A 16,039-nucleotide genomic window follows, 5' to 3' on the forward strand; every position below is an offset into this window, starting at 1 on the left:
TTCCTTTTAATGCAAGGCGAACTCAGGTCATGGCGAAATCCGACAACCGCATCAGCAAACTGCGCAAGGATGTCGATAAGCTGCGCAAGAACTATACGGGCGCATTCACCTCCGCCAATCGCGCGGTCTACGATGGCATCGAGCAACTCGCCGAGCACGAACTCGCGGCGCTCAAGACCCACTACGAGGAAGCGATCAAGAGCCTCAAGACACTGCGCAAGGGTGGCGCACCGCGCGAGCTGGCCGTGGCCCAGCTGCAGCTGATTCAGGACACCATTGACCGGATCATGAACAACGCTCGCGAGAGCATGGCGATCCTCGACGGCACGCGCGCCAAGATCAACGAAGAGATCCGCCGCAATCTCGAAGGCAGCCAGCAGATTGCACAGGATGCCGCCACCCAGGCCAAGGCCGAGGCGAAGACCGAGGCAACCCAGGCCAAAAAGCGCAAGACGCAGGCCAAACGCAAGACCGGTCAGGCCGCCAGCACCGCCAAGGCAAAGGCCAGCAGCGCTGCATCCAAGGCCGAGTCGGCCGCGGACGAGGCCACGGCAAAAGCCGAAAGCGCTGCGCCGACCAAGGCCAAGAGCACCGCCAAGAAGCGCAGCAGCTCAGCGAAGTCTGCGACCAGCGGCACGAAGAGTCGCGCCAGCACGAGCAAGCGCAGCGCCTCGACGGGTTCGGGCAGCGCCAAGAAGAGCACGGCCGCAAGCAAGTCCGGCACCGCCAAGAGCGGCACCCGCAAATCGACGACCACGCGCAAGCGTAGCGCCAGCAGCGGCACGGCCAGCAAACAGGCCGGCGGCTCAACCAAGTCCAGCACGTCCTCGAACACCGCCAGCAGCTCGACCAGCGGTAGCGGCTCGACCAGCGGCTCAAGTTCGAATACCGGCTCGACCACCGGCTCTGGCAACGACAACGCCACCTCCAATTCGGGCTCTAGCTCCAGTTCGAGCTAAATCGGGTATCCTTTTGCCCACCGGGCCGCTCTCTACGGGGGCGGCCTTTTTTATTGGCGCCGCGCCAGGCCCCCGATCGCCCGGGCCACCTGACGGCTGGCACCGGTATCTTTCATTGTTCCGGTTCGTTGCGAATGCTCGATCTTGCCGATAGCACCCAGCTTCTGCGCCTGCTGGCCGAGCCCACCCGGCTGCGGTTGTTGCTGCTGCTTATCGACCAGCCGATGACGGTCGCGGAGCTCACCAACGTCACCCAGCTCACCCAGAGCCGCGTATCGAGCCACCTGGCACGGCTGCGCGAAGCCGAACTGGTGCAGGATCGCGCGGTGGCGAACGCCCGTTTCTACAGCGTGGACGTCAAACGCTGGCACCACGATATGCGTCCGCTCTGGGGGGCGCTGCTGGATACCCTGGACGATGCCGTGGTGCATCGCGACCGCGAGCATGCAGCAGCGATCGTGCGCCAGCGCACGGCGCGCAGCAGCTGGGTGGAGTCGGTCGCTGGCAGCATGGAACGCCAGTATTCGCCGGGCCGAACCTGGGAAGCCATGAGCCGTGCGCTCATCGAACTGCTCGAACTGGGCGATGTCCTCGATATCGCCTCCGGCGACGGCGTACTTGCCGAACTACTCTGCCGACGCGCCCGCCACGTGACCTGTGTCGATCGCAGCGCAGCGGTCATCGATGCCGCACGTACGCGCCTGAGCCAACAGACCAACGTGGGTTTTCGAATCGGCGACATGCATGCGCTGCCGTTCGACGACGCCAGCTTCGACCAGGCCTTCTTGCTGCATGCGTTAAGCTACAGCGAAACACCCGAAACCGCACTGACCGAAGCCGCCCGCATCCTGCGCCCCGGCGGGCGCCTGACGCTGGCCACCATCGGCCGACACGAACATGCGTCGACGGTCGCCGCCTACGACCACGTCAACCTCGGCTTCGAGGTCGCCCAGCTGAGCACATGGCTCGAAACCGCGGGCCTGCAGGTACATGACTGTGCCCAGCGCGCGCGCGAGCCGCAGCCACCCTATTTCCGAGTGATCACCGCCAGTGCGAGCAAGCCATGACTGAACAATCGTCGCGCCGCCTGTCGCGCCTGATCGCGGGCGCGATCTGGGGCACGCTGCTGGTGGCGGCGCTGGTCTGGATCTATGTTCAGGATCTGTCGATTCGCGAGATCATGCGCCTGGTCTACGAGTACGTGGTGGACAACCCGTTCGCACCGCTGGCCTATATCGTGATCTACGGGCTGCGTTCGCTGACCTTCTTCCCTGCGATGTGGCTGACCATCGCGGCCGGCAGCCTGTTCGGATTCGGGCCCGGCCTGGTCTATGCGCTGATCGGCGAGAATCTATCCGCCAACATCGCCTATTTCATGGCCCGCTTCTTTCGCAGCGAAGAACACGCCCAGGACCACAAGAACCCCCGTATCGCCGCGTTCCGCCGGCTGCTCGTCGAGCAGGCCTTCCCTACCACGGTGGTTCTGCGCGCCTCGTTTCTGCCGTTTGACCTCGTCAACTACGCCTGCGGGCTGCTGCGCGTGCCGTGGGTGCCCTATTTTCTGGCCAGCGTCATCGGCATGCTGCCGCCCATGATTACGTTCGTGAGCTTCGGCGCGACCGTCAACCTTCCCGATCTGCTCGCGCAGCAGACGTTCTCGCCCGAGCAACTCATTGACGCGAAACAGCTGATGATTTCGGGCGGGCTGCTGGTGGCCAGCGCCGTGATCGCCTTTTTCGCGCATCGACGCCGCAAGACGCTCGCGGCCCGGGCCGAACGCCGGGCCGCCGCCGATTCCGATTGACGGGAACCCGGGCGCTTTGTAGCCTTCAGACAAGCAACTTTTTTCGGGGACCGCGTGCGCTATTTGCTCGGGCTGATCATCGGCGCTGCCACCCTGTGGCTGCTCCTGTCGGGCGTTTACAAGCCCATCGTGCTTGGCCTGGGCGGCTTTTCGGTGCTGTTCTGTGCCTATGTATGCCATCGCATGGGCATTGTCGACCGCGAGAGCGTGCCTTTGCATCTGCTTGCTCGGCTGCCGCTGTATGCGCTCTGGCTGGGCGGCGAAATCGCGAAATCCAACTGGGATGTCGCCAAGCGCATCGTGTTGCCGGGGCGTCGTATCTCGCCGACGATCGTGCGCCTGCGCGCCCATCAGTCGAGCGAGCTCGGCCAGGCGATCTTCGCCAACTCGATCACTCTGACGCCCGGCACGGTGACCGTGGCGCTGCGAAACGGTGACGCCATCGTGCATGCGATAACCGAAGACAACGCCACGGATATGGAAGGCGGCGACATGGACCAGCGCGTGCGCCGGCTCGAACGTCCCTTCGGCGCGTCCGCACGCCGCGAGGAGACCCCATGATGTTTCTCGTCGCCATCATCGCCATTGTCGTCACCATGCTGCTGATTCTGGTGCGCGCCCTGCTGGGGCCCACGGTCTACGACCGCATCCTGGCCATCAATCTGTTCGGCACCAAGACCGTGCTGTTCGTGGCGGTGCTGGGCTTTCTCAACGGCCGGCCGGAATTTCTCGATCTCGGCCTGATCTACGCGCTGATCAATTTCATCGGCACGGTGACGGTGCTCAAGTTCATGCAGTACGGCGATCTCGGCTGGGAAGCCGCGAGCAAGGAAAAGCCCGATGTATGAACCGGCCCGTTCGTACTTCACCGCCCTGCGGGTTCTGCGATGAATGCTCTTATCGATACCGCGAGCTGGATTTTGCTGGCCGGCGGCGCGTTGTTCAGCGTGATTGGCGGTATCGGCATGCTGCGCATGCCCGATTTCTATACGCGCATGCATGCAGCCTCGGTCACCGATACCGCCGGCATGATCCTGATGCTTGCCGGGCTGATGCTGCAGGCGGGGCTTACGCTCGTAACCGCGAAGCTGGTGTTCGTGATGCTTTTTCTGCTCATTACCAGCCCGACCGCGACCCATGCCCTGGCCCGTGCCGCGCTCGAAGACGGGATCGAGCCGCAAGTCGATCACGACAAGCGTTGATGCCTGCGCCGACCGATAACCGCCGGGCGTTCGTTGACGCCCGCCACCCCGGCCTGCGGATTACGGTCCGTGCGCTGCACGGGGCGTGGTGTAGCATGAGACCGTCGCCACGCCAGCACCCCGTGACGAAGCGTTCGTCGCCGCGGTTCACCGACAACAGGATTGCCAAGTGACCACGGATATCGCGCTCAACATCGTTCTGCTGAGCTTCATGGCTATCGTCGGCATGGCGATCGCACGGCTGCGCAACCTGTTCCCGGTGGCCATGCTCACCGGGCTGTACAGCCTGCTCTCGGCCAGCCTGTTCACGCTGCTCGACGCCGTCGATGTCGCGCTTACCGAGGCCGCCGTCGGCGCCGGTGTGACCACCGTGCTGTTCCTGGCCACCTTCGGCCTGACGCGCGCACGCGAAAAGCCGGTACCCCGCTCGCGCACCCTTATTGGCCTGGCGGTCACGATGCTCACCGGGGCGGTGCTGGTGTATGCGAGTCTCGACATGCCCCACTTCGGGTCCGCCGATACCCCGGTGCAGACGCATCCGCTGCGCGATCGCTATCTCAACCAGATGAGCGAAGAGATCGACGTGCCAAACGCGGTAACCGCCGTACTCGGCAGCTATCGTGGCTACGATACGCTGGGTGAGGTCGTGGTGGTGTTCACCGCGGGAATCGGGGTACTGATGTTGCTGGGCGTGGCCTGGCATCGTCCGCGCAAGTCCGACAAGCGAGAACAGTAATGCGTGAACATACCGTCTTGCGGGTGGTCACCAAGGTTCTGATCGCCCCCATCATCCTCTTCGCTCTGTATGTGCAGTTTCATGGCGACTACAGCCCGGGCGGCGGTTTCCAGGCCGGCGTGGTGTTCGCGGCGGCGATCATCCTGTATGCGCTGATCTTCGGCCTGGCCGAGGCGCGGCGCGCGGTATCGCCCAACCTGCTGCGTATCACCGGTGCGCTCGGGGCGCTGATATTCGCTGGCACCGGTGTCTATTCCCTGCTGCGCGGCGGCAACTTTCTCGACTACGACTATCTCGCCCACGATGCGGTGCATGGCCAGCACTACGGGCTGTTGCTGGTCGAGTTCGGCGTCGGGCTGACGGTGGTGTCGGTCATTACATCGATCTTCTACGTCTTTGCCGGCCGCGGCCGCCGCAACGACGACGAACAACCGCCCGGGGACGCACGATGAGTCTGGCGTCGATCGCCGATAACTTCTTCGGCCTGTTCAATTACTGGGTGGTCATCGTGCTGATGATGATCGGTTTCTATACCGTCATCTCCCACGACAACCTGGTCAAGAAACTCATCGGTCTGAACCTGTTCCAGACGGCGGTGTTCGTGTTTTATATCAGCATGGGCAAGATCAGCGGTTCGACCGCGCCTATCCTCATGTCGGGCAAGGGCAGCGAAGACGTGCTCTATGCCCATCCGTTACCCCATGTGCTGATCCTGACCGCGATCGTGGTCGGGGTATCCACCACGGCTCTGGGCCTGGCGCTGGTGGTGCGTATCAACGAAGCCTACGGCAGTATCGAGGAAGATGACGTTCTCGAAGCCGACTTCGAAACACAGGAAGAAGAAACCGAGGAAGAAGCCGAGCGTACGGCCCGAGCCGAGGCACGCCAGGAGCGCGAAAGCGCCCAGCAGGACCACGACGACGGCCGTGAAGAAGACGAAGCGGACGACGATCGGGAGACGCGCTCGTGATCGAAGCCTTTTTCGCCCAGATGCCGGCCCTGGTCATCGTCCTGCCGTTGCTGGCCGCGCCGATATGCGTGCTGCTGCACCGTGGCGGCCCCTCGTGGTTCGTCTATCTGCTTACCACCTGGGCCTGTTTCGGCCTGGCCTTTCTGCTGTTCGTTCAGGTCAAGATCGGCGGGCCCATCAGCTACGCGATGGGCGGCTGGGCGCCGCCGTTCGGCATCGAGCTGCGACTCGACGCGCTCAACACCGTGGTATTGCTGCTGGTTACCGGCATCGCCGCGATCAGCAGCGTCTATGCCAAGGCCAGCGTGGCCGCCGAGATCGCCAGTGAACGGGCCTATCTTTTCTATGCTGCCCTGCTGCTGTGCTTCTGTGGCCTGGCCGGCATCACCGTCACCGGCGACGCGTTCAACCTGTTCGTGTTCCTGGAGATTTCATCGCTGTCTTCGTACGCGCTGATCGCGATGGGCTCGAAGCGCCGGGCGCTGCTTTCGGCTTTTCAATACCTGATCATGGGCACGATCGGCGGCACCTTTCTGCTCATCGGCATCGGCTTTCTGTACATGATGACCGGCAGCCTCAACATGGCCGATATCGCCGCCCGCCTGCCGGCGGTTGCCGATACGCGAACCGTGGAAGCAGGACTGGCCTTCATCGTGGTCGGCACCAGTCTCAAGTTCGCGCTATTCCCGGTTCATGTCTGGCTGCCCAACGCCTATACCTATGCGCCGTCGAGCGTAAGCGCCTTCATCGCGGCCACGGCCACGAAGGTCGCGGTGTATGCGCTGATGCGCTTTCTGTTCACCGTGTTCGGGGCCGCCTATGCCTTCGACCAGCTGCCGCTGGGCGAGGTGCTGCTGGTCTTGTCGGTTGCCGCGATGCTGTCCGGTTCCATGGCCGCGATCTTTCAGACCGACGTCAAGCGTCTGTTGGCGTGGTCGAGCATCGCCCAGATCGGCTATATCGTGATGGGCTTCGCGCTGGCGAGCACCGCTGGTGTAACGGCCTCGGTGGTCCACATGGTCAATCACGGGCTGATCAAGGGCGCTTTGTTCATGGCCGTGGGCGCGATGTTCTGGCGTCTGCGCACCATCTCGCTCAACGATATCGCAGGCCTTGGGCGGCAGATGCCGATCACATCGGCAGCGTTCGTCGTCGCCGGGCTGTCACTGATCGGCGTGCCGGCCACCGGCGGTTTCATCAGCAAATGGGTGTTGCTGGAGGCGGTCATGGCCCCCGGTCACTACTGGCTCGCCGCCGCCATTCTGGTGAGTTCGCTCATGGCGCTGATCTATATCGGGCGCGTTGTGGAAGCGCTGTATTTCCGTGAACGCCCCGAGGGACACCCCGCGGTCGGCGAGGCGCCCGTGCTGATGCTGGCGGCGACATGGACTCTCGTGCTCGCCAATATCGCGGTCGGTCTGTATTCGACGCCGCTCGTCGGTGCTGCCGAACGCGCGGCGCGTGCGGTGCTGGGAGACGGCGTATGAGCGCGCAATGGCTTGGCTGGCTGGTCGCTTTTCCGGCGTTGATGAGTTTGCTCGTGGCTGCCTGCGGGCGCTGGCCCAATGTTCGCGAGTCGGTGAGCGTCGCCACGGCGGCCGTGTTGTTTGCCGGCATCGCGCTGTTCATTGATCCGGTCACCGCCGGCGAACGCCCGTCGCTGACGCTGTTCGAAGTACTGCCCGGCATCGGTCTGACCTTCACGCTCGAACCGCTCGGGCTGCTGTTTGCCCTGGTCGCCTCCGGGCTATGGCCGTTGACCACGATCTATGCCGCGGGCTACATGCGCGGCAACGAAGAACATGCCCAGACGCGCTTCTTCGTCTGCTTCGCACTCGCGATCTCGGCAGCCATCGGCATTGCCTTCTCGGGCAACCTGCTGACGCTTTTCATCTTTTACGAGATGCTCACGCTGTCGACCTACCCGCTGGTAACCCACCACGGCGATGTCGAATCGCGTAACGGCGGCCGCGTCTATCTGGGCATTTTGCTGACCACATCGATCGGCTTCTTCCTGCCGGCGATCATCATCACCTACCTGATCACCGGCACCATCACCTTCGATGACGCTGGCCTGTTCGGCGACGCCGGGCTTGGCGTGCTTGCCGTCGGCGCCCTTTATGCGCTGTTTCTTTACGGCACCGGCAAGGCCGCGCTCATGCCGTTCCACCGCTGGCTGCCGGCAGCGATGGTCGCACCGACGCCGGTTTCGGCACTGCTGCACGCCGTGGCCGTGGTCAAGGCCGGTGTTTTCATCGTGCTCAAGCTCACGGTGTACGTTTTCGGCGTCCAGTTTCTGGCCGATACCGGTGCTTCCGAATTGATGATGTGGGTAGCCGCGTTCACGGTTCTCGGCGCGTCGCTGATCGCGATGACCCGCGACAATCTCAAGGCCCGCCTCGCCTATTCCACGGTCAGCCAGCTGTCGTATATCGTGCTCGGGGCGACCATGGCGTCTAGCTTCGGCATTCTCGGCGGGGGCATGCATATCGCCATGCACGCCTTTGCCAAGATCACGCTGTTCTTCTGCGCGGGGGCGATCTATACCGCGACCCACCGCAAGTACGTCAGCGAGCTGGACGGTCTCGGCTATGCGATGCCGATCACGTTCACCGCGTTTTTCATCGCATCGGTATCGCTGATCGGCATCCCGCCCATGGGCGGCATCTGGAGCAAGTGGTATCTGATGGAAGGGGCGGCCGACTCCGGTCATATCGCCATTATCATGGTTCTGGCACTGAGTTCGCTGCTCAATATCGTCTATCTGCTGGAAATTCCGACGCGGGCGTTCTTTCACAACCCACGCCCGGATACCCCGCGCAGCTGGCACGAAGCGCCCTGGGCCTGCGTGATTCCGCTATCCATCACCGCGGCCGGTTGTATCGTCTGGTTCTTCTATCCGCTGCCGCTTCTCAAACTGCTTGCGCCGTGGGCGCCGTAGCAATACGAGGTGAATTCGCCATGTTGATCGAACGCAACCCGCAGCAGTACCGCCGGCCAAGTACCCTTGCGCGTACCCGCTGGGCGCGCGTGCTCTATGTCGTATGCGCGCTCACCCTCGTACCCAGCCTGTTCATTCATCCGCACGCAGAGTTCGGTTTTGCGGAAATGCCCGCATTCCACGCCCTGCTGGCGTTCGTGACCGGCGTTGTGCTGGTACTGGCTGCCATCCTGCTGCGCCGCCTGATCATGCGCGGCGAAGACTACTACGAGCACCGCACCTGACATGCTCCCTGCCTGGTTGAACAACCCGGGGATGCTGCTGATTATCGCCGGCAGCGTGATCCCCCTACTGCCCTACCGCCTGCGTATGGTCGTACTGCTGGGCGCGCCTGCTGCGAGCCTGCTCTGGCTCTGGCAGATCCCGCTCGGCACCACCACCACGATGGCGCTGCTCGACTACACGCTGACCCCCATGCGCGTCGACGGCCTCGCCTTCACCTTCGGGGTGATCTTCAACGTGGCCGCCTTCCTGTCTGGCGTGTACATGTGGCATACCCACAGCCGCCTGGAGCCGGCGGCCGCGCTGATCTATGCCGGCTCGGCGCTGGGCGCGGTGCTCGCGGGCGATCTGATCACGCTGTTCATGTTCTGGGAGGTCACCGCGATTGCCTCGGCGCTGCTGCTGGTGATTCGCGGGCTGCGGGACGCCATGATCGTGGCCCGTCGCTATCTGCTGGTACAGATCGGCTCGGGCCTGTTCCTGATGGGCGGGGCCGCGATCTATATCCATGCCACCGGCGATATCGCCTTCGGCCATATCGGCCTGGATGCGCCCGGCGGCTGGCTGATCCTGTTGGCCTTCGGCATCAAGGCGGCCTTTCCCTTGCTGCATAACTGGCTGCAGGATGCCTATCCCTCGGCCAGCGCCACCGGCACGGTGGTCCTGTCGGCCTTCACGACCAAGATGGCCATCTATGCTCTGGCCCGCGGCTATGCGGGCACGGATCTGCTGATTCCGATCGGCGCGGTGATGACGATATTCCCGATCGTCTACGCCATGCTTGCCAACGACCTGCGGCGGGTACTGTCCTACAGCCTGAACGTGCAGCTCGGCTTCATGGTGGTGGCCGTGGGTATCGGCACCGAGCTGGCGCTCAACGGCGCTGCGGCCCATGCCGTGACCCATATTCTGTACAAGGCGCTGTTGTTCATGTCCATCGGCGCCGTGCTGCACCAGACCGGGCACGTACGAGCGACCGAACTCGGCGGGCTGGCCCGCCAGATGCCCTGGACGGCGGCGTTCTGCGTTATTGGTGCCGCCTCTATCAGCGCCTTTCCATTCATGGCGGGCTTTGTCAGCAAGTCTCTGATTCTCAAGGCAGTGGCCTACGAACACTGGCCCGGAATCTGGATCACGCTCACGGCGGCCTCGGCCGGCGCGTTGCTGTATGTCGGCATCAAGATTCCCTACTTCGCGTTTTTCGCCCCCAACGATCAGATCGAATGCAAGGAAGCGCCGCTCAACATGCGTCTGGCCATGGGCTTGACCGCGATCGCCTGTATCGCCCTCGGCCTGGTGCCTTCGCTGCTGTATTCGATCCTGCCCTATCCGGTCGACTACAACCCGTATACGGCCAGCCATATCGTCAGCCAGCTGCAGCTGCTCGCATTCTCGGCGCTAGTGTTCTGGCTGGCCTGGCGGGCCGGGCTATACCCGTTGCCCAAGCGTGCCGTGCACCTGGATACCGACTGGGTGTATCGCATGCTGCTGCCCCGCTTTGGTTACGTGGCGGAACGCGTCTATCACGCCGTGCTGGCCAAGTTCGGCAGCGGCATGAACAGCGTGACCGAACGCGGCATGGGGCGCCTGCGCCTGCGCTATGACGCCCGCGGGGTCATGTCGCGCACCTGGAGCACCGGCTGGATGACGCTCTGGGTCGCCATATTGCTGGTGGTCTATCTGGTCCTCTATTACTGATCGCGAGCGCGGTCCGAGCTGCCCCGGCGACAGGGCAGTTCGTGGCAAGGTAAGTTCTGTATAACCTCTTCTAGGCTTCGTCGAGGCTGCGCCACAGGCAGCGATCGCCGCTGGCCTTGGCCAGCATTTCCAGATAGCGCGCGTGGGCGGCCTGCTCCTCGTCGCTGGCTCGCGTGACCCGTGGCCGACCTGCTGCACGGGCCAAATGCTCGGCCAGCCCGGCGGTCGCCATCGCGCCGGTTTCGGCGTTGTCTTCGGCGGCCAGCCCAATATCGATCTGGCCGCCCGTCATGGCCAGATAGACATCCCCCAGCAACTGCGCGTCGAGCAAGGCGCCGTGCAGTTCGCGGTTGGAGTTGTCGATCTCGAAGCGCTTGCACAGGGCATCCAGACTGTTGCGCTGGCCGGGATAAAGCTGGCGCGCCTCGACCAGCGTATCGATCACCGGCTGGCGGGCTTCCAGCGGTTCATGGGCCGGGTTGACGGTCTTGAACTCGTGATTGAGAAAGCCCAGATCGAACGGCGCGTTGTGGATGATCAGCTCCGCGCCTTCAAGATACTCCGCCAGCGTCTGCGCGATTTCGGCAAAACGCGGCTTGTCGGCGAGAAACTCCAGGGTTATCCCGTGCACGTCGATGGCGCCCTGATCGATCTCCCGATCGGGGTGGATATACAGATGCAGATCGTTGCCGGTCAGCCGCCGGTTGGCCAGTTCGACACAGCCCACCTCGATGATGCGATGCCCCTGGGCTGGCTCCAGGCCGGTGGTTTCGGTATCGAGAACGATCTGTCGCATAGGCTTTCGCTTGAAGTTGGGTCGGGTCGGTCGGGTTAGCGTTTCATCTCGTCGATGCCGCGGTTGGCCAGGGCATCCGCGGCTTCGTTGCCGGGATCGCCGCTGTGGCCTTTCACCCAGTGCCATTCGATCTCGTGGCGCTGGGTGGCTTCATCCAGGGCACGCCAGAGGTCGTCGTTCTTGACCGGCTTTTTTGCCGCGGTCTTCCACCCGTTGCGCTTCCAGTTGTGCATCCAGCTGGTGATGCCCTGGCGCACGTAGTTGGAGTCGGTATGCAGTTCGACACGACAGGCGCGCTTGAGCGCGTTCAGCGCTTCGATCGCGGCCATCAACTCCATGCGGTTATTAGTGGTATTGGCTTCGCCGCCACACAGTTCGCGCGTATTTTCGCCGTGGCGCAGCAGCGCGCCCCAGCCGCCGGGCCCGGGGTTTCCGCGGCAGGCACCGTCGGTATAGATGACTACGGGTTCGCTCATCGGCGGCAGTTTACGCGATGCAAGGCCTGGCGCGCCAAACCCACGGCCGCGCGTTTGCGCGGGCCGGGCAGCGGCTTGCGAATGGGCGTGTACGGCGCAACCTGGCGGCGTGCGCACAGCCCATAGGCCTGGGCGCACCAGGCGATCGAGCGCGCGCTGCGGCGATCCTCGCCCACCCGGTGATAACCGCCGAAGAACGGAAAGCCCAGGCCGTATCGCACCAGGCGCTCCGGCTCGAATTCGAGCAGCCGCAGCCAGTCATAGAGCCGCGACGCGCTCGGCGGTGCCGAGCACGGCCTGAAGCGTGGCGTGCGCCGCGTGGGAAAGCCCTGGCGTAGCGCCCACAGCGATAAAGGGTTGAATGCGAGGATTATCAGCTGGCCACGGGCGTTGAGAACGCGTGCGCATTCGCGTAGCAGCGCATGGGGCTCGGCGACCTGCTCCAGAGCATGGGCAAGCACGAGCGCATCGACGCTGGCGCTGGCCAACGGCAGATGGCGTCCGTCGAAGGCAATATCGGCCCGCGTATCCACGCCGAACCCCAGCTGCCACTGACAGAGCGTGCCGGCATGCGCGAGCGTGGCATGCCCATAGCCCCAGCGGCCGATCTGCACACAGCGATACCCGGTCAGGTTGGGTAGCAGCTGGGTCAGTACGCGCCGTTCATACTGCAGGAACAGCCGCGCACGCGGCGTGGCCAGCCACTCCGCAGAATCCGTGTACTTGCCAGGCAGGAATCGAAACAATTGATTTTGCCTCAGGCGGTTGGCAACATTCGCAGATGCTCGAGATCAAAGCACTTCCGGCACTGTCCGACAACTATATCTGGGTGGTCAAAGCTCAGGACAGCGACACGGTCGCCATCGTCGACCCCGGCGAGGCCCGGCCCGTACTGCAATATCTGTCGGAACATGGGCTTGCCGTGGGTGCCTACTTGATTACCCATCATCACGGCGATCACGTCGGCGGCCTCGACGACCTGCTTGGGAAGCATCCCGCGCCGGTCTACGGGCCGGCAGGCGAGGCCGATCGTATTGCGCAGATCACCCAGGCAGTGGCCGGCGGCGATCAATTCGCGCTCGATTTCCTGGGCGCCGATTTCGAAGTGATCGACGTGCCCGGACATACGCTCGGGCATATCGCCTACGTCACCCCGGGCGTGCTGCTGGCCGGCGACGCCCTCTTTCGCGGCGGCTGCGGGCGCGTATTCGAAGGTACCCATGCCCAGATGCAGGCGTCGCTGGCACGTCTGCGTGCGCTGCCCGAGGCCACCGAAGTCTACGGCGGGCACGAGTACACGCAGAAGAATCTGGCGTTCGCGCAGACCGTCGAACCCGACAACCGCGCGATTGCCACGGTTATTCGCGAAGTCGATGCGCTGCGCGCCAACAACAAACCCACCCTGCCCGGCACCTTGGCCGAAGAACGAGATATCAACCCGTTTTTGCGCTGGGATCAGCCCGACGTGGTCGCGGCTGCAGAACAACGCGCCGGCCGGTCGCTGACCGACGCCGGGGAGATTTTTGCCGTATTGCGTGAATGGAAGGATGCCTCTTAAGGCGGGTGGCGCGCTCGCCGCGCTGATCGCCTCGACCACGCTTGTATTTACCGGCTGCGCCACGCAGACGCCCAACCGTGCCCCGGTGCAGGAAACCGTTCGGCCGAGCAGTGCCACGGTCACCCCTGCCGATACTGCACCCGCGGTCGAAACCGACGATGTCGAAATCGAGGACGATTTCGACGAAGACGCGGAAGACGATCTGGAACTGGCCGGCGCCAGCGCAGCGGACTGGCCGGATCCACAGACCGATCTCTGGTCACAAATCCGCAACGGCTTCGAACTCGACGGCTACGGCAAGCGTTATCGCGTACGCCGCTGGACACAGCAGTTCGCCACCCATCAACGCAATCTCCAGGCGTCGCTGGATCGAGCCCAGCCGTTCCTGTGGCATATCGTGCAGCGGATCGACGAACGTGGCCTGCCGACCGAGCTGGCCCTGCTACCCATCGTGGAAAGCGGCTACGACCCCTCGGCACGCTCGTATATGGGCGCGAGCGGTCTTTGGCAGTTCATGCCGGGCACCGCCGACCATATGGGGCTGTCGCGAGACTGGTGGTACGACGGGCGTAACGACGTGATTGCCTCTACCGACGCGGCCCTGTCCTATCTGGACGATCTGCACCGCCGCTACGGCGGCGACTGGTTGCTCGCACTCGCCGCCTACAACGCCGGTCCCGGCCGCGTCGACGCGGCCCTTGCGCGCGCGCAGCGCGAAGACCCGGACGCGACCTACTGGGATCTCGAGCTGCCGCTGGAAACCACCGAATACGTGCCCAAACTGCTCGCGCTGCGCCGCATCATGTTTGCGCCCGAACGCTTCGGTTTCGAATGGCCGACGCTGGATAACACGCCGCGCACACGCGCCGTCGAGCTGCCCGCTCAGACCGAGGTGGCCGTGGCAGCGCGTATGCTCAACATGTCCGAGCAGGATCTGCGCCGTCTCAATCCGGCACTGCAGCGTTGGGCCAGCGCGCCCGGTAGTGGCGCGACGCTGCTCGTACCGGCGGGCAAGGCCGACGCGTTCAAAAAAGCGCTGGCCGAAGCCTCGCCAGGCATGCTGGTGCAACGCAGCACCCATACCTACACGGTTCGACGCGGCGACGTGCTGGGCTCGATCGCAGCACGATACAACATGAGCGTGGCCGCCCTGCGCCAGGCCAACCGCCTGCGCGGCGATCGCATCCGGGTAGGTCAGAAGCTCACGGTTCCGCGCGCCGGTGATGCCGGTGACCCGGCCCCGGTGGCCGAACCCGCGGAAACCTATGTCGTGCAAACCGGCGATTCACTCTGGGAGATCGCGCAGCGCTACAACGTCGATGTGGCGGCGATGCGCAGCAGCAACCCGGGCGTGAGCGCCTCGCTGAGCCCGGGCCAGAAACTCACCATCCCCGGCTCGGCGTCGCCGCCCGCCCCCAGCACGCATATCGTCAAAAACGGCGACTCGCTCTGGGACATTGCCAACGCCAACGATGTAACCGTGGCCGACCTGCGCCGCTGGAACCGGCTGGAACCGAATACGCGGCTGCAGCCAGGGCAATCGATTGCCGTTGATGGCCCCGCGCCGTTGCCGGACTTCTACGAGGTCGAGACGGGCGACTCGCTGTGGTCCATCGCCGCACGTTTTTCGATGCAGGTAACCACCCTGCGCAGCTTGAACGATATGTCGTCGGGGAGCACCATTCGTCCAGGACAGCGGTTGCGCCTGCAGCCCGTGTCTTCGAGTTGATGGCAACCCGTTCGGCTTGACGCTTAGAGGAGAAGACATGGGATTTCTAGAAGGCAAGAAAGCAGTCATTACGGGCCTGGCCAGCGAGCGGTCGATTGCCTACGGCATCGCTCAGGCCATGCGCGCCCAGGGCGCCGAGCTCGCCCTGACCTATCAGGGCGACAAGCTCAAACCGCGGGTGGACAAGATGGCCGAGGAACTCGGCGCATCGATCGTACTGCCTCTGGACGTGACCCAGGACGAACAGATCGATGGCCTGTTTACATCGCTGAGCGAACACTGGTCGCAGATCGATATCCTGGTGCATGCGATCGGGTTCGCGCCGCGTGAGGCGCTCAACGGCAGCTATCTCGACACGCTTACCCGTGAAGCGGCCAACATCAGCCACGATATCAGCGCCTATAGCTTCGCGGCGCTGGCCAAGGCCGGGCGTTCGATGCTGTCGGAGCGCGCATCGCTGATCACGCTCACATATCTGGGCTCGACTCACGTCATGCCCGGTTACAACATCATGGGCCCGGCCAAGGCCAGCCTTGAGTCGAGCATGCGCTTCATGGCCGCCGAACTGGGTGCCCAGGGCATACGCGTGAACGCCATCTCGGCCGGGCCGATCAAGACCCTGGCAGCGGCCGGTATTCGCGGCTTTCGCGACATGCTCTCGCATGCGCGCGACGGCGCGCCTTTGCGTCGCAACGTGACCCAGGAAGAAGTCGGCAACGCGGCTGCCTTCCTCGGTTCGGACCTGGCATCCGGCATCACCGGCGAAGTGCTGTACGTCGACGCGGGCTATCACATCATGGGCGCTACCGCGGGCGCGTAAGCGGCCAACCCTCGACAAATGAAAAAAGCGGCCAACCGGCCGCTTTTTTTTGGTTCATCGCAGATTAG

Annotated in this window: 19 protein-coding genes; 16 read left to right on the forward strand and 3 right to left on the reverse strand. The window is 63.9% G+C overall.

The window, feature by feature from the left end; translation table 11 throughout:
• Window positions 1-29 precede the first annotated feature (29 nt).
• The 13 genes from C84B14_RS14475 (at window position 30) to C84B14_RS14535 (ending at window position 10,592) form a co-directional block, all read left to right on the forward strand.
• The gene (locus tag C84B14_RS14475) at window positions 30-959 is read left to right on the forward strand and encodes a phasin family protein (protein ID WP_353225131.1); all 930 of its coding nucleotides are present in this window, start codon (window positions 30-32) and stop codon (window positions 957-959) included.
• A 134-nt stretch (window positions 960-1,093) separates the two neighbouring features.
• Window positions 1,094-2,026, forward strand: a complete 933-nt coding sequence (locus C84B14_RS14480) for a metalloregulator ArsR/SmtB family transcription factor (RefSeq protein WP_348766286.1) — start codon at window positions 1,094-1,096, stop codon at window positions 2,024-2,026.
• Window positions 2,023-2,763: a TVP38/TMEM64 family protein gene (locus C84B14_RS14485; protein ID WP_348766285.1), complete on the forward strand. Its 741-nt coding sequence runs from the start codon at window positions 2,023-2,025 to the stop codon at window positions 2,761-2,763. The genes C84B14_RS14480 and C84B14_RS14485 overlap by 4 nt, the downstream gene beginning before the upstream one ends.
• A gap of 54 nt (window positions 2,764-2,817) precedes the next feature.
• Window positions 2,818-3,324, forward strand: coding sequence for a Na+/H+ antiporter subunit E (locus C84B14_RS14490; protein WP_353225134.1), 507 nt, complete (start codon window positions 2,818-2,820; stop codon window positions 3,322-3,324).
• A complete protein-coding gene (locus C84B14_RS14495; RefSeq protein WP_348766283.1) occupies window positions 3,321-3,611 on the forward strand; it encodes an MrpF/PhaF family protein in 291 nt (96 codons plus the stop codon). Before C84B14_RS14490 ends, C84B14_RS14495 begins: the two co-directional genes overlap by 4 nt.
• 39 nt (window positions 3,612-3,650) lie before the next feature.
• Window positions 3,651-3,965 carry a monovalent cation/H(+) antiporter subunit G gene (gene mnhG / locus C84B14_RS14500; protein WP_293624018.1) on the forward strand — a complete coding sequence of 105 codons (315 nt, stop codon included), beginning with the start codon at window positions 3,651-3,653 and terminating at the stop codon, window positions 3,963-3,965.
• A gap of 169 nt (window positions 3,966-4,134) precedes the next feature.
• Window positions 4,135-4,701, forward strand: coding sequence for a DUF4040 domain-containing protein (locus C84B14_RS14505; RefSeq protein ID WP_348766282.1), 567 nt, complete (start codon window positions 4,135-4,137; stop codon window positions 4,699-4,701).
• Window positions 4,701-5,153 carry a Na(+)/H(+) antiporter subunit B gene (locus C84B14_RS14510; RefSeq protein ID WP_348766281.1) on the forward strand — a complete coding sequence of 151 codons (453 nt, stop codon included), beginning with the start codon at window positions 4,701-4,703 and terminating at the stop codon, window positions 5,151-5,153. Before C84B14_RS14505 ends, C84B14_RS14510 begins: the two co-directional genes overlap by 1 nt.
• Window positions 5,150-5,671, forward strand: coding sequence for a cation:proton antiporter subunit C (locus tag C84B14_RS14515; RefSeq protein WP_348766280.1), 522 nt, complete (start codon window positions 5,150-5,152; stop codon window positions 5,669-5,671). The genes C84B14_RS14510 and C84B14_RS14515 overlap by 4 nt, the downstream gene beginning before the upstream one ends.
• Before the next feature lie 20 nt (window positions 5,672-5,691).
• Entirely contained in the window at window positions 5,692-7,158 is a 1,467-nt protein-coding gene (locus C84B14_RS14520) for a monovalent cation/H+ antiporter subunit D family protein (RefSeq protein ID WP_502949914.1), read from the forward strand.
• Window positions 7,155-8,612, forward strand: coding sequence for a monovalent cation/H+ antiporter subunit D family protein (locus C84B14_RS14525; protein WP_348766278.1), 1,458 nt, complete (start codon window positions 7,155-7,157; stop codon window positions 8,610-8,612). The genes C84B14_RS14520 and C84B14_RS14525 overlap by 4 nt, the downstream gene beginning before the upstream one ends.
• A gap of 20 nt (window positions 8,613-8,632) precedes the next feature.
• Window positions 8,633-8,896 (forward strand): hypothetical protein, encoded by a 264-nt coding sequence (locus tag C84B14_RS14530; protein ID WP_348766277.1) that lies wholly within the window; start codon window positions 8,633-8,635, stop codon window positions 8,894-8,896.
• Window position 8,897: 1 nt separating this feature from the next.
• Window positions 8,898-10,592, forward strand: coding sequence for a Na(+)/H(+) antiporter subunit D (locus C84B14_RS14535; RefSeq protein ID WP_353225139.1), 1,695 nt, complete (start codon window positions 8,898-8,900; stop codon window positions 10,590-10,592).
• Window positions 10,593-10,662: 70 nt separating this feature from the next.
• Here C84B14_RS14535 and dnaQ read toward each other — a convergent pair whose 3' ends face one another.
• From dnaQ to C84B14_RS14550, 3 genes are read right to left on the reverse strand one after another with little or no spacing between them, the layout of a single operon-like run.
• Window positions 10,663-11,388: a DNA polymerase III subunit epsilon gene (gene dnaQ, locus C84B14_RS14540; RefSeq protein ID WP_353225141.1), complete on the reverse strand. Its 726-nt coding sequence runs from the start codon at window positions 11,386-11,388 to the stop codon at window positions 10,663-10,665.
• Between the two features lie 35 nt (window positions 11,389-11,423).
• Window positions 11,424-11,864 (reverse strand): ribonuclease HI, encoded by a 441-nt coding sequence (gene rnhA / locus C84B14_RS14545; protein ID WP_293624009.1) that lies wholly within the window; start codon window positions 11,862-11,864, stop codon window positions 11,424-11,426.
• Window positions 11,861-12,610 (reverse strand): class I SAM-dependent methyltransferase, encoded by a 750-nt coding sequence (locus tag C84B14_RS14550; protein WP_353225143.1) that lies wholly within the window; start codon window positions 12,608-12,610, stop codon window positions 11,861-11,863. The genes rnhA and C84B14_RS14550 overlap by 4 nt, the downstream gene beginning before the upstream one ends.
• A 35-nt stretch (window positions 12,611-12,645) precedes the next feature.
• Between C84B14_RS14550 and gloB the strand changes: the two genes are divergently transcribed.
• The 3 genes from gloB to C84B14_RS14565 are packed head-to-tail and all read left to right on the forward strand — an operon-like array spanning window position 12,646 to window position 15,971.
• The gene (gene gloB, locus C84B14_RS14555; protein WP_353225145.1) at window positions 12,646-13,422 is read left to right on the forward strand and encodes a hydroxyacylglutathione hydrolase; all 777 of its coding nucleotides are present in this window, start codon (window positions 12,646-12,648) and stop codon (window positions 13,420-13,422) included.
• A complete protein-coding gene (locus tag C84B14_RS14560; RefSeq protein ID WP_353225147.1) occupies window positions 13,412-15,151 on the forward strand; it encodes a LysM peptidoglycan-binding domain-containing protein in 1,740 nt (579 codons plus the stop codon). The genes gloB and C84B14_RS14560 overlap by 11 nt, the downstream gene beginning before the upstream one ends.
• A gap of 37 nt (window positions 15,152-15,188) precedes the next feature.
• The gene (locus C84B14_RS14565; RefSeq protein ID WP_348766270.1) at window positions 15,189-15,971 is read left to right on the forward strand and encodes an enoyl-ACP reductase FabI; all 783 of its coding nucleotides are present in this window, start codon (window positions 15,189-15,191) and stop codon (window positions 15,969-15,971) included.
• Window positions 15,972-16,039 lie beyond the last annotated feature (68 nt).

This window comes from Salinisphaera sp. C84B14 (genome assembly GCF_040361435.1).
Taxonomy (GTDB): Bacteria; Pseudomonadota; Gammaproteobacteria; order Nevskiales; family Salinisphaeraceae; genus Salinisphaera.